The 12,029-nt window shown below is 63.3% G+C and carries 12 protein-coding genes; 4 read left to right on the top strand and 8 right to left on the bottom strand.

The window, feature by feature from the left end; translation table 11 throughout:
• The first annotated feature begins 7 nt into the window (after window positions 1-7).
• Window positions 8-886 carry a GntR family transcriptional regulator gene (locus RHIBR816_RS0108480; protein ID WP_018236102.1) on the top strand — a complete coding sequence of 293 codons (879 nt, stop codon included), beginning with the start codon at window positions 8-10 and terminating at the stop codon, window positions 884-886.
• A 116-nt stretch (window positions 887-1,002) separates the two neighbouring features.
• On the opposite strand, the gene RHIBR816_RS35715 is transcribed toward RHIBR816_RS0108480, so the two are convergent.
• From RHIBR816_RS35715 to gabD, 3 genes are all read right to left on the bottom strand, one after another.
• Window positions 1,003-1,954 (bottom strand): IS630 family transposase gene (locus RHIBR816_RS35715; RefSeq protein ID WP_371259044.1). Its coding sequence is split into 2 segments (ribosomal slippage): window positions 1,003-1,639 and window positions 1,638-1,954, totalling 954 coding nucleotides; the frame shifts between segments, so codons are not numbered across the junction.
• Window positions 1,955-2,045: 91 nt separating this feature from the next.
• Window positions 2,046-2,846, bottom strand: a complete 801-nt coding sequence (hpaI, locus tag RHIBR816_RS0108465) for a 4-hydroxy-2-oxoheptanedioate aldolase (RefSeq protein ID WP_018236101.1) — start codon at window positions 2,844-2,846, stop codon at window positions 2,046-2,048.
• Window positions 2,847-2,946: 100 nt separating this feature from the next.
• Window positions 2,947-4,401, bottom strand: coding sequence for an NADP-dependent succinate-semialdehyde dehydrogenase (gabD, locus tag RHIBR816_RS0108460; protein ID WP_018236100.1), 1,455 nt, complete (start codon window positions 4,399-4,401; stop codon window positions 2,947-2,949).
• Window positions 4,402-4,708: 307 nt separating this feature from the next.
• Here gabD and RHIBR816_RS0108455 point away from each other — a divergent pair, with 307 nt between their 5' ends.
• The gene (locus RHIBR816_RS0108455; protein ID WP_018236099.1) at window positions 4,709-5,305 is read left to right on the top strand and encodes a nitroreductase family protein; all 597 of its coding nucleotides are present in this window, start codon (window positions 4,709-4,711) and stop codon (window positions 5,303-5,305) included.
• A gap of 107 nt (window positions 5,306-5,412) precedes the next feature.
• Here the strand turns inward: RHIBR816_RS0108455 and gyrB are convergent, their stop codons facing one another.
• The 5 genes from gyrB to RHIBR816_RS0108430 all read right to left on the bottom strand — a co-directional run bounded on the left by gyrB (window position 5,413) and on the right by RHIBR816_RS0108430 (window position 10,737).
• Window positions 5,413-7,848, bottom strand: coding sequence for a DNA topoisomerase (ATP-hydrolyzing) subunit B (gyrB, locus tag RHIBR816_RS0108450; RefSeq protein ID WP_018236098.1), 2,436 nt, complete (start codon window positions 7,846-7,848; stop codon window positions 5,413-5,415).
• Between the two features lie 135 nt (window positions 7,849-7,983).
• Window positions 7,984-8,361 (bottom strand): helix-turn-helix domain-containing protein, encoded by a 378-nt coding sequence (locus RHIBR816_RS0108445; RefSeq protein ID WP_018236097.1) that lies wholly within the window; start codon window positions 8,359-8,361, stop codon window positions 7,984-7,986.
• On the bottom strand, window positions 8,358-8,921 hold the full coding sequence (locus RHIBR816_RS0108440) for a Smr/MutS family protein (RefSeq protein ID WP_018236096.1): 564 nt from the start codon (window positions 8,919-8,921) through the stop codon (window positions 8,358-8,360). Before RHIBR816_RS0108440 ends, RHIBR816_RS0108445 begins: the two co-directional genes overlap by 4 nt.
• The gene (locus tag RHIBR816_RS0108435; RefSeq protein ID WP_018236095.1) at window positions 8,914-10,020 is read right to left on the bottom strand and encodes a murein transglycosylase A; all 1,107 of its coding nucleotides are present in this window, start codon (window positions 10,018-10,020) and stop codon (window positions 8,914-8,916) included. Before RHIBR816_RS0108435 ends, RHIBR816_RS0108440 begins: the two co-directional genes overlap by 8 nt.
• Before the next feature lie 15 nt (window positions 10,021-10,035).
• Entirely contained in the window at window positions 10,036-10,737 is a 702-nt protein-coding gene (locus tag RHIBR816_RS0108430) for a Tim44/TimA family putative adaptor protein (RefSeq protein WP_018236094.1), read from the bottom strand.
• 134 nt (window positions 10,738-10,871) lie between these two features.
• Between RHIBR816_RS0108430 and RHIBR816_RS0108425 the strand changes: the two genes are divergently transcribed.
• Together RHIBR816_RS0108425 and secB are read left to right on the top strand one after the other, a co-directional pair.
• A complete protein-coding gene (locus tag RHIBR816_RS0108425; protein ID WP_018236093.1) occupies window positions 10,872-11,387 on the top strand; it encodes an FxsA family protein in 516 nt (171 codons plus the stop codon).
• A gap of 138 nt (window positions 11,388-11,525) precedes the next feature.
• The gene (secB, locus tag RHIBR816_RS0108420) at window positions 11,526-12,023 is read left to right on the top strand and encodes a protein-export chaperone SecB (RefSeq protein WP_018236092.1); all 498 of its coding nucleotides are present in this window, start codon (window positions 11,526-11,528) and stop codon (window positions 12,021-12,023) included.
• The last annotated feature ends 6 nt before the right edge of the window (window positions 12,024-12,029 follow it).

Raw genomic sequence — 12,029 nt, 5'->3', positions numbered from 1 at the left:
GCAAGAAATGGCGAAGCAGAACACCGTCTTCAAGGATGCCTTCAACCGCTGCCTCGCGCTGCTTTCGGAAACGTCCGCGCTGCCTTCCGAACCGGAGTTGGGGCAGACGCTCGGCGTGAGCCGCACGACCGTTCGCGCGATTCTCACGCGGTGCGAGAAGCTCAAGCTCATCGACTGGGACAAGCGCAGCAAGGTCGTGCTGAGAAGTCCGGAGCCTTCCGACTATTTTCCGACCGAGGAAACGGATTCGCTGGCCGAGAGGATCGAGCGCAGCTTCATGCGCCGGATTCTGGCGGGTGGCGCCGAGCCCGGCATGCAGATCAACGAGCTCGAGTTGGCGCGCGAGATCGGCACCGGCACGACGAGCGTGCGCGAATTCCTGATCCGTTTCAGCCGCTTCGGCCTGATCGAAAAACGCCCGAACAGCCATTGGGTGCTGAAAGGATTTACCCGCGATTTCGCGCTCGAACTGACGGAAGTGCGCGAAATGTTCGAGCTGCGCTCCGCCGCCCGTTTCGCCGCCCTGCCGGAGAACGACCCCGCCTGGCACGAATTGAAGACGATCGAGGCGGAGCACCGGCAAATCCTGGCCGACATCGACAATCGCTACAGGGAATTCTCCGAGCTCGACGAGCGCTTTCACCTCCTGGTGCACAGGTCATCGAGCAACCGCTTCATCGTCGATTTCTACGACGTCATCGCGATCGTCTTCCACTATCACTATCAGTGGAACAAGGCGAATGCCCGCGAGCGCAATGCCCGGGCGCTGGAAGAGCACCTTGCCTATATCGCAGCCCTCCAGTCGCGCGATCTGAAGCAGGTCGAACAGGCCTGCCGCCGCCATCTGAAGTCGGCCCGCGAGACCTTGCTGCAGTCGATTCCCTAAAGCACGTCGCATTTAAACGGAGCCATGCAACGCGCTTTAGATCCTTGTTCTTATGCATGTCGTTGTCCCGAAACCGCCGCACACTTTCGGGCGACATGCATTAGAGCAACGGACGTTCAAGTGAATCCATATCCGGCGGCGTTGAAGTAGTTTCTGCATTCTGCTGGAGAGAACAGGGCGCAGATGTCGCCGATGGCTTTCCAGAGGGCGTCGATGCTGCGGACGGCCTTTGCTCTCAGATGCGCTTTCAGCTTGGCGAAGGCCATTTCGATCGGATTGAGATCGGGGCTGTAGGGTGGCAGGAAGAGCAGCCAGGCGCCCTTGGCGCGGAGCATCTGCTCGACCTTCTGGCTCTTGTGGGCGGCAAGATTGTCGAGGATGACGACATCGCCGTGTCGCAGCGTGGGCGCGAGCTGTGTTTCGACGTAAGTCTCGAAGATGCGCCGGTTCATCGGCCGGTCGACAACGAAGGGTGCCGTCAGCCCGTCGCATCGCAAGCCGGCGATGAAGGTCTGTGTCTTCCAATGACCGAAGGGCGCCTTGCTCTTCAGGCGACAGCCCTTGAGGCAGCGGCCGCGCAGCCGCGTCATCTTCGTCGTTGTGCCGGTTTCATCAATAAAGACAAGGCGATGTGGCTCAAGTCGCATCCTCGGCTGCCGCCTCGTCGTCCAGGCTTCCCGGGCCTGGCGAATATCCGGGCGATCTTGCTCGCTGGCCAGCAGCGTTTTTTTTGAAGCGGTAGCCGTTGCGGATAAACCAGCGGGAGATCGAAGCCGGATCGACATGCGTGCCCGTGGCCGCCAGTTCGGCCCTGAGTTCGGGCATGGTTATATCGTCCTTTTCGCCGATCCGGCGAAGCAGAAAGCTGCGGTGCGGGTCGAGCTTGGAATGCCGCCGCCCGCCGCCGGGCTTGGGATCAAGCCTCCCGGTCCTGCGCCAGACCTGCATCAGCCTGACGACGAAGGAAACCGATACGCCAAAGTGGGCGGCCGCCGCATGACGCGAGTGCCCGGCATCGACAAAGCGGGAAACCCGCTCCCGAAGATCACGTGAATAGGCTTTTGGCATCGCAAATCACCTCCGGACGAAAGTGAATCACGAATGCCAACGCAACGGAATCCCCCACCGACTCAACCTGAGAATCCGATGCTCTAGCCGATCAGTAGCCGGATTCAGTTCGCTTCGGCTCGGCCTCTCCCAGGAATTCCCGGCGCAGCCGCTCCGTCGCGCTGACGAGCAGGGTGACGTCGGTGCCGATCGCCATGAAATCGGCGCCGAGAGCGCGGTAGTCACGCGCCTGCGCCGGATCGAGGGTCATGATACCGCGCGCCTTGCCGGCGTTGTGGATGCGCGCGAAGCCATCGATGATCGCGGCCCGGACCTCCGGATGGGCGGGATTGCCGATATGGCCCATGTCGGCGGCAAGGTCGGAGGGGCCGATGAACAAGCCATCGACGCCGTCCAGTGCGGCGATCTCATCGATCGCCGCCAAGCCTGCCCGGCTCTCGATCTGCAGGATGAGGCAGATTTCGTCATTGGCGTTCTGCAGATAATCGGTTATTCGCCCGAAATTCGTAGCGCGCCCGAGAGCGGCGCCGACGCCGCGAATGCCGTACGGCGGATAGCGCACGGCGCGGACCAGCTGCCGCGCCTGCTCGACATTCTCGACCATCGGGATGAGCAGGGTCTGGGCGCCGGTGTCGAGAACCTGCTTGATCAGGGCGGTATCGCCGACCGGCAGGCGCACGATTGGATGGCTGCCGCGTCCGGCGATGGCGCGGTATTGCGCGGCAAGCAGCGGAAGGTCGTTCGGCGCATGCTCGCCATCGATCAACAGCCAGTCATAGCCGCTGCCGCCCACCACTTCGGCCGCATAGGGACTGGCAAGCGCCACCCAAAGGCCGAGCTGGAAACGACCTTCTCGGATTGCCGCTTTAAATGGGTTTATGGGGGCCGGCATGAACGCTCTCCTCTGACGAAGACCAACGTCTTACCGGCAAACGAAAAAACCGGCCAGAATTTTCCGGCCGGTTCTATGCATCTCAGTGCGTCGTCTCGCCTCAGGCGATACCTCCGAGGCAGACATATTTGATGTCCATGAATTCCTCGATGCCGTATTTCGAGCCTTCGCGGCCGAGGCCGGAGAGCTTGACGCCGCCGAACGGCGCTTCCGCCGTGGAAATCAGGCCGGTATTGACGCCGACCATGCCGTATTCCAGTGCCTCGGCGACGCGGAAGACGCGGGCCAGATCGTTGGCATAGAAATAGGAGGCAAGGCCGAATTCGGTGTCGTTGGCCTGGTGGATGACATCCGCCTCGTCCTTGAAGCGGAAGAGCGGCGCCACCGGGCCGAAAGTTTCCTCACGCGCCACCGCCATCGCCTTGGTGACGTCGGTCAGCACCGTCGCCTCGAAGAAGCTGCCGCCGAGCGCGTGACGCTTGCCGCCCTGGATGACGCGGGCGCCCTTCGAAACCGCGTCGGCGACATGCTCCTCGACCTTGTCGAGCGCCGGCTTGTCGATCAGCGGCCCGAGGATGACGCCGTCCTCCATGCCGTTGCCGATCTTGAGCTTGGCGACGGCTGCGGCGAGCTTCTGCGAGAAGGCCTCGTAGACGGCGTCCTGCACATAGAGGCGGTTGGCGCAGACGCAGGTCTGGCCATTGTTGCGGAACTTGGCGATCAGAGCGCCCTCGACCGCCGCATCGAGGTCGGCGTCATCGAAGACGATGAAAGGCGCGTTGCCGCCGAGTTCGAGCCCGAGCTTCTTGATCGTCGCGGCGCTCTGGCGGTAGAGCTCGGCGCCGACTTCCGTCGAGCCAGTGAAGGTCAGCTTGCGCACGGTCGGGTTCGAGGTCATCTCGGCGCCGATCTCGCGCGCCGAGCCGGTGATCACCGAAAAGAGGCCCTTCGGCATGCCGGCGCGCTCGGCGAGCACGGCAATGGCGATCGCCGAATAGGGCGTCTGCGCCGCCGGCTTCAGCACCATGGCACAGCCGGCCGCAAAGGCCGGCCCCGCCTTGCGAGTGATCATCGCGTTGGGGAAGTTCCACGGGGTGATCGCGGCGACGACTCCGATCGGCTGCTTCATCACCAGGATGCGCTTGTCCTTCTGGTGGCCGGGTACTAGGTCGCCATAGACGCGGCGGCCTTCCTCGGCAAACCATTCGATGAAGCTTGCGCCGTAGACGATCTCGCCGGTCGCTTCGGCAAGCGGCTTGCCCTGCTCGATCGTCAGAATCTGGCCGAGATCATCCTTGTTCTCGATCATCAGGTCGAACCAGCGGCGCAGGATCCCGGCGCGCTCCTTGGCCGTCCTCGTCGCCCATTCCTTCTGCACCCGCGCCGCGGTTTCGATCGCAGCCCTGGTTTCGGCGGCGCCGAGCTTCGGCACGCGGCCGATGATCTCGCCGGTCGCCGGGTTGTTCACCTCGATCGAATTCTGCGGGTCCGCTTCGATCCAGGTCTCGCCGACGAGCGCGGCCTGGCGAAACAGCGACGGGTCCTTCAGGTTCATGGCTGGTCCTTCCTCCGAAAAAATCTACAGAACTTATACAACTTTTTTCTGGATGAACAATCTCCCTCGTCGCCGATTCTGCATTTTCCGAATCGTCGAAGACTCCGCACCCACGCCGTCACCCTGGTGCATTCACCGAGTTTCGCCCGAGACGTTGACGACCGGTCATCACTTTTGAGAGAGCACGTTTCAAAGCGAGATCATCTTCGATAGCGTCGCGGCGAATCCCGGTCCCGAACGACTGTCATCCTGGCAGTGGAAGGGGCTCTCCCACGGGATTGAGGCGTAAGGACAAGGACGCTCGTTCGTGACGGAAATCAACCATAGAATTGCCGACCACCCGATCCATTCGATCTTCTTGGAGCGCTGGTCTCCGCGTGCCTTCACCGGCGAGGAAATCAGCCAAGAGGAACTGCTTGCGCTGTTCGAGGCGGCGCGCTGGGCGCCTTCGGCCAGCAACATCCAGCCGTGGCGCTTCGTCTATGCCCGCCGTGGCACCGAGCATTTCGCTAGCCTGCTGGAAACACTCGACGAAGGCAACCAGCGCTGGGCGAAGAAGGCCTCGGCGCTGGTCATCGTTCTTTCGAAGACCCACAGGCTCACATCGGCCGGCGAGGTCAGGCCCGCCTATACCCATGCCTTCGACACGGGCGCCGCCTGGTTCGCGCTGGCGCTGCAGGCGCAGCTTGCCGGATGGCATGCCCATGCTATGGCCGGCGTCGACCGCGACAAGGCGGTGCGGGTGCTCGGAGTACCCGAGCACCACCGCGTCGAGGCCGCCGTCGCGATCGGAAGGATCGCCGATCCGTCCACCCTTCCCGACGATCTGCGCGAACGGGAAAGGCCGAGCCAGCGCAAGCCCATCGGCGAATTCGTCTTCGAGGGCCGGTTCAAGGCCGATTGAGCTGCCAAGCCCGCCTCCTCCTGCCGCTCAAAGGAAAGGCGTGGGACAGTATGCCCCACGCCTCTGGATATTACCCTCGACGGTCCGTTCGCGATGCGACCGGATCGTCAGATGTCGAGGTTGGCGACGCTGAGTGCGTTCTCCTGGATGAAGTCGCGGCGCGGCTCCACTTCGTCGCCCATCAGGCGCGAGAACAGGCCGTCCGCGTCGGTCGCGTCGGAAACCCTGACCTGCAGCAGCGAGCGGACATTCGGATCGAGCGTCGTTTCCCACAATTGCTCGGCATTCATTTCTCCGAGGCCCTTATAGCGCTGCATGGTCAGGCCCTTGCGGCCGGCAGCGAAGATCGCATCCAGGAGAGCACGCGGCCCGCTGATCTCCTGCGTGCCGTCGCGGCGCCTGAGCACCGGCGGCTCGGCATAGACTTCCTTGAGCTTCGTGGTGAGTTGGTCGATGTGGCGGGCATCGGAGGAGCCGATCAGCGCCATGTCGAGGACCGCCACTTCCTTGACGCCGCGCACCATGCGCTCGAGCTTCAGGCCGCCTTCGGCAGTCACCGATCCGGTCCAGCCGCGTTCGGTTTCCTCGGCAATGACGTCGAGCCGGCGCGCCACTTCGGCGGCGACCTTCTGGTAGTCGTCCTGATGGCTGTTGAGTTCGGTATTCAATGCACCGGCAATCGCCGCCTGCTCGACGATCGCCCGGTTGTAGCGCGAATGCAGCCCGTCCATTAGCGAGCGCAGACGCAGCGCATCGTTGATGACCTCGCGGAGATCCTGCCCGGCCCTGACCTCGCCGGAGCCGAGCGTCAATGATGCCTCCTCGAGGCCCATGGTGACTAGGTAATCCTCGAGCGCCTTTTCGTCCTTCAGGTATTGGGCGGACTTGCCGCGCGTCACCTTGTAGAGCGGCGGCTGGGCGATGTAGAGATGACCGCGCTCGATCAGCTCCGGCATCTGCCGGAAGAAGAAGGTGAGCAGCAGCGTGCGGATATGGGCGCCGTCGACGTCGGCGTCCGTCATGATGATGATCTTGTGATAACGCAGCTTGTCGGCATTGAACTCGTCCTTGCCGATCGAAGTACCGAGCGCCGTGATCAGCGTGCCGATTTCCTGGCTCGACAGCATCTTGTCGAAGCGGGCGCGTTCTACGTTGAGGATCTTGCCGCGCAGCGGCAGGATCGCCTGGTTCTCGCGCGAACGGCCCTGCTTGGCCGAACCGCCTGCCGAGTCGCCCTCCACCAGGAACACTTCCGATTTGGCCGGATCGCGCTCGGAGCAGTCGGCAAGCTTGCCGGGCAGCGACGAAATGTCGAGCGCGCCCTTGCGGCGCGTCAGCTCGCGGGCCTTGCGCGCCGCCTCGCGGGCGGCCGCCGCCTCGACGACCTTGCCGACGAGGATCTTCGCTTCGGACGGATTTTCCTCGAGCCAGACGCTGAGCGCCTCGTTGACGAGGCTTTCGACCACCGGACGGACTTCCGACGATACCAGCTTGTCCTTGGTCTGCGAGGAGAACTTCGGATCCGGCACCTTGACCGACAGAACCGCCGTCAGGCCCTCGCGGCAATCGTCACCGGTCAGTGAGACCTTTTCCTTCTTGGTGATGCCGGAGGTATCGGCATAGGAGGTGATCTGGCGGGTCAGCGCCCCGCGGAAGCCGGCCATGTGGGTGCCACCGTCGCGCTGCGGGATGTTATTGGTGAAGCAGAGCACGTTCTCGTGGTAGCTATCGTTCCACCACATGGCCACCTCGACGGTGATGCCGTCCTTCTCGCCGCGGATCGAGACAGGCTTGTGGACGAGCGGCTTCTTCGCCCGATCGAGATAGGCGACGAAGGCTTCGAGCCCGCCGTCATACATCATCTCGTCGCGGCGGATGTCCGAGTGGCGCTTGTCGGTCAGGACGATACGGACGCCGGAATTCAGGAAGGCGAGCTCCCGCAGGCGATGTTCGAGCGTCGCGAAGTCGAATTCGGTCTTCGAGAAGGTCTGCTCGCTCGGCAGGAAGGTGACTTCGGTGCCGGTCTCGCTGCCGGCGTCCCCGGTGATCGCCAACGGCCCGTCGGCGACGCCATGGGTGAAGCTCATCTCGTGAATCTTGCCGCTGCGGCGGATCTTCAGCTTCAGCGAGACGGAAAGCGCGTTGACGACCGATACGCCGACGCCGTGCAGGCCACCGGAAACCTTGTAGGAATTCTGGTCGAATTTTCCGCCGGCGTGAAGCTGGGTCATGATGACCTCGGCCGCCGAGACGCCCTCTTCCTTGTGGATGTCGGTCGGAATGCCGCGGCCGTTGTCGGTCACGGTGCAGGAACCATCGGGATTGAGCGTGACGGTGACGATGTCGGCGTGGCCGGCCAGCGCCTCGTCGATGGCGTTGTCGACGACCTCATAGACCATGTGGTGCAGACCGGAGCCGTCATCGGTGTCGCCGATATACATGCCCGGCCGCTTGCGCACGGCGTCGAGGCCCTTCAGCACCTTGATGGAATCGGCACCATATTCGGCGATTGCGCCGGCTTCGGTCTCAGAGATATCGGTCATTCGGCTTCAGGTCTTTCCAGGTTCTTCGAACGCGGCGATTCGTTGCGAATCACAGCGCGGACGCCTCGCGGACTATAGGAAATTTGTCCACGGGTTCCAAATCCCGGGCGGCGACAGCACGGCCGGGGCGAGGCTTCATCCCCTGTCATTATCAGTAAATGTGGCTTTTTCCAAAATATCTTCCATCGCCTCGATCGCCTCGCCCGAAAGACCGCGAATCCGCTCGCTCAAACGGTTGGCAAAGGCCGTGTGGCCGGGTGGCAGGCCCGAGGTGTCGAGCACCACTCTCGGGTCGGAAATCCGTGCGACCCGGAAGAGTTCGTCGGCCTCGTCCCAGATGACATTGAAATAACCGGCGACGCGCTGCAGGAAATCGAAGCTCGGCGCGCCGCGCTTGCCGTGCTCGAGGGCGGAGAGATAGGCGGGGGAAACCCCGATCGCCGCCGCCATCTCCTTTTGCGAGACGCCCTTGCGGCGGCGCAGCTCGCGCATGGCCTCGCCGAAAGGGGTCATGGGAGATTTCCCCTGGCGCGCGTCAGGCGGACATAGAGCGCACCCTCGCCGCCGTGGTTGCGCGCCGCCGGCTCATAGGACGAGATCAGCGGCCGAAATTCCGGGAGCGAGAACCAGAGCGGCACGGCGCGCTTCAACGCCCCGTCGCTGCCAAGCGAGGTTCCCTTGCCGGTGATGACCAGAACATGGCGCAAGCCCCGCTCATGCGCCTTCAGGAGGAACTGCAGGAGAAAGCCATGCGCCTGGCTCTGGATCATGCCATGCAGGTCGATCCGCGCTTCCAGCGCGAGCCGCCCCTTTGAAATCTTCCGCTTGACCGGCCTCTCGAGCGGGTGATGGCGGTGTTCAGGCCTGCCGCTGAGCGCAATCCCCTTTTCCGGCTTCCCGGAATCCGGCGGCTCGGCCTTCGCTTGCTGCGGAGGGAGCGCAGCCGGCGGCGGTTCGGCCTCGCCAAGCAGGTCCTCGAGGTCCTGCAGACGCCCCGGCATGGGCTTGGTCGAGCGCGCGACCTTGCCCCACAGGATGCGGTCTTCCGGCGACAGCTTCTTTTCCCTAGCCATGGCGGTATCTGGCGGCGGCGGCACGCGGCACGAGGATAAAGAAATCGGCGTCGTTGCGCACCGAGCCGGCAAGTTCGCCGGCCGCATCGCCCGATCCCGTGAAGATGTCGCCGCGCGCCGGCCCGACGATCGCCGAACCAGTGTCGAGCGCCAGCATCAGCCGCCCGAAGGCACGGCCGCCATCGAGATGGGTGAGGCTTTCGCTGGCGATGAAGAAAGGAACGCCGAACGTGTGGATGAGGCGATCGACCGCAAGCGACCTGCCCGGTTCGAGCGGCACCTTGGCCGCGGCGACCGGGCCGAGATCCTCGTTTTCGACGGCCGCTTCGCGGAAGAAGATGTAGGAGCGGTTATGCCACAGGACCTCGTCGACCTTCTCTGGATGGGCCGCGAGCCAGCCGCGGATGCTCGCCATCGACACGGTCGCCGCATCGATCTCACCGCGGTCGATCAGGAGCTTGCCGATCGCGGAAAAGCGGTGCCCGGTCTTGGCCGCATAAGTGATGCGGCGGCGCGATCCGTCCGGATAGATGAGCCGCGCAGCACCCTGGACATGGATGAAAAAGACGTCGACCTTGGAGCGGGCATAGGCAATTTCCAGGCCACGGCCGGCAAACAGGCCCTCGTCGATTGCCCGGCGATCGGGATATTCCTCGATCCGGCCGTCCCGAAGCCGGCCGAAGGCGAAGTAAGGATCCATGCCCTCGGGCCGGTTCGCCTCGTCGATATCGATGAGGTCGGCGGGGCGCCGGTAGAAGGGAAAGCGAAACGCCTCGTCCGGCGTCGCACGAACCTCGACCTCCGGCTCGTAGAAAGCGGTGACGAAGCCTGTCGCCCTGTCCGAGGGTCGGATCCGGAAGGGCACGAACTGGGCCTCGAAGAAGGTGCGCGCTGCCGCTGCACCCGGAAGAACCGCCGCAGCCGCCTCATAGGCGGGTAGCAGATCGGCGACCGACACACCGAGAGAGCCGGTCCTATAGGGTTTCACGGCGGTCACATGATGGTGGCAGCGGCGAAGCGCCTCGATGACCTGTGTCGGGTCATCCTCGTGCCACCCCGGCAATTCCGAAAAGGCGACCGGTTGGAGATCAAAGGCCATTGTCGCCCCTTGCGGTCAATTTTCCGATTCGGTGGCGATCAGCTTCCAGTTCGGATCGCGCGAGCGGATGTCACGCGCAAAGGTCCACAGGTCGTTCACTTCGGCAACCGACTCGGCGTCGCCGTCGATCAGCTTGCCCTGTTTGTCGTAGGTCGCGGAGATGAGCTGGCTGATGATGCGAACCGTGACGTTCTCCTCGGCATCCTTGAGTTCCGCATGGACGACGTCGGCCTTTTCGATGCCGACAAAGGTAGACTTGACCACTTCGCCCTTGGCTTCCCTTTCGGCGATCGCCGCCTCGAAGCCCTCATAGACCTCGCGGGACAGGAGCCCCTTCAGGGTCTTTCGATCGCCATCGGCGAAAGCCATGACGATCATCTCGTAGGCCATCTTCGCGCCGTTGAGGAATTCGGCTGGCTGGAAGCTGGGGTCTGCGTCGCTGAGCGCCCTCAGCTGGGCGTTCAGCGGGGTGCCGGGCTTGGAAAAGCCGTCGATGGCGGCGTAGCGGGACTCGTCCTCCGCGGTGCTCTCGCGCCGCGGGAGCTGCACCACCTTGCCATTGTCCCTCGCCTCCGGTCCCTGCGCCTCGCGCGGCGAATAGGGGTCGAAAGGCGGTCGTTCACTTCCTGTCCTGCGTCCAAGGACGCTGCGCAACTGCAAGAAGATGACCACAGCCGCGATCAGGAAAAAAAACGTGATGAAGTCGAAAGAGCCCATTTCTACCCGGAACCGCTGTTAGAATTTGTCTTGGTGTTCCATATAGTCCGCAAGGATAAACCATTCAAATGGCGATGTCGCACCCATAAACCGGAGACCGGTCAATTGCACTCATCTTCTTGCGAGCACGAGCGATGCGTTCGGTGATCGTTCCTCTCATCATACTCGGCCTGCCGATCGCGGAGATTGCAGGCTTCGTGATCGTCGGCCGGGAACTCGGCGTGGCGCTAACGCTCCTGCTCGTCCTGTTGGGCGGAGTTGCCGGCATCCTGCTGCTGCGCATCCAGGGTCTCGGCATGCTGCGCCGAGTGCAGGAAGCGGCGCGCGCGGGAAAAGATCCGGGTCCGGACGTTCTCGGCGGCGCGCTCATCTTCGTCGCGGCGATCCTTCTGATCGTTCCCGGTTTCATCACCGACATTGCCGGCCTCATTCTCTTCCTGCCGCCGGTCAGGCGCGCCATCGCCGCTTTCCTGCAGACGCGGCTGACCATCCTGACGACCGGAAGCGGCTTCCGCTACGGCACTGGAAGCGGCCCGAGCAGCGACCGGGGGGACGGGCCGACGATCATCGATCTCGACTCGGACGAGTTCTCCCGTAAGGACGAGGACGAAGACGGTTCCCCGCCGCCCAGCAACCGGATTTCTCGGTAGATCAGATCAATATTGGCATTGGTCCCGAAAGGGGCGAGACGCCCTTCAATCCCGGGAACCGCTCCCGGCTTCGAGGGTTGTAAGCCCAGGACCGAAATGCTAGATGGCCTCACCAATTCGAAGTCCGAGGAAGCTCTTATGACGACCGATACCGCATCCAACGGCGGCGCCCAGCAGACCCCGTCGCTCAATATTCTGGCCCAGTATGTCAAGGACCTCTCCTTCGAGAACCCCGGCGCACCGCGTTCGCTGCAGGCCCGCGACCACGCACCGTCGATCAACATCAATGTCAACGTCAATGCCAATCCGCTGGCGGAGAATGATTTCGACGTTGTTCTCTCGCTGAACGCCCAGGCCCAGGACGGCGACAAGGTGCTGTTCAACGTCGAGCTCGCCTATGGCGGCGTCTTCCGCGTTACGGGTTTCCCGCAGGAGCACATGCTGCCGCTGCTGTTCATCGAATGCCCGCGCCTGCTCTTCCCGTTTGCCCGCCAGATCGTGTCGGACGCGACCCGCAACGGCGGCTTCCCGCCACTGATGATCGACCCGATCGATTTTGCGCAGATGTTCGCGCAGCGCATGGCAGAAGAAAAGGTCCGCGCCCAAGTCGCCAACACCAACACCACGACCAACTGACGCCTT

The organism is Ensifer sp. BR816, assembly GCF_000378985.1.
In the GTDB taxonomy this organism is placed as follows: domain Bacteria; phylum Pseudomonadota; class Alphaproteobacteria; order Rhizobiales; family Rhizobiaceae; genus Sinorhizobium.
This window is presented reverse-complemented; position numbering and strand designations above follow the sequence as displayed.

Bases quoted from the DNA above. Each gene is read 5' to 3' on its own strand.
- RHIBR816_RS0108425 (WP_018236093.1), top strand. From the start codon at position 10,872: ATGCGTTCGGTGATCGTTCCTCTCATCATACTCGGCCTGCCGATCGCG.
- RHIBR816_RS0108440 (WP_018236096.1), bottom strand. From the start codon at position 8,921: ATGGCTAGGGAAAAGAAGCTGTCGCCGGAAGACCGCATCCTGTGGGGC.
- RHIBR816_RS0108430 (WP_018236094.1), bottom strand. From the start codon at position 10,737: ATGGGCTCTTTCGACTTCATCACGTTTTTTTTCCTGATCGCGGCTGTG.
- RHIBR816_RS0108445 (WP_018236097.1), bottom strand. From the start codon at position 8,361: ATGACCCCTTTCGGCGAGGCCATGCGCGAGCTGCGCCGCCGCAAGGGC.
- RHIBR816_RS0108480 (WP_018236102.1), top strand. From the start codon at position 8: ATGGCGAAGCAGAACACCGTCTTCAAGGATGCCTTCAACCGCTGCCTC.
- gabD (WP_018236100.1), bottom strand. From the start codon at position 4,401: ATGAACCTGAAGGACCCGTCGCTGTTTCGCCAGGCCGCGCTCGTCGGC.
- RHIBR816_RS0108435 (WP_018236095.1), bottom strand. From the start codon at position 10,020: ATGGCCTTTGATCTCCAACCGGTCGCCTTTTCGGAATTGCCGGGGTGG.
- secB (WP_018236092.1), top strand. From the start codon at position 11,526: ATGACGACCGATACCGCATCCAACGGCGGCGCCCAGCAGACCCCGTCG.
- hpaI (WP_018236101.1), bottom strand. From the start codon at position 2,846: ATGCCGGCCCCCATAAACCCATTTAAAGCGGCAATCCGAGAAGGTCGT.
- gyrB (WP_018236098.1), bottom strand. From the start codon at position 7,848: ATGACCGATATCTCTGAGACCGAAGCCGGCGCAATCGCCGAATATGGT.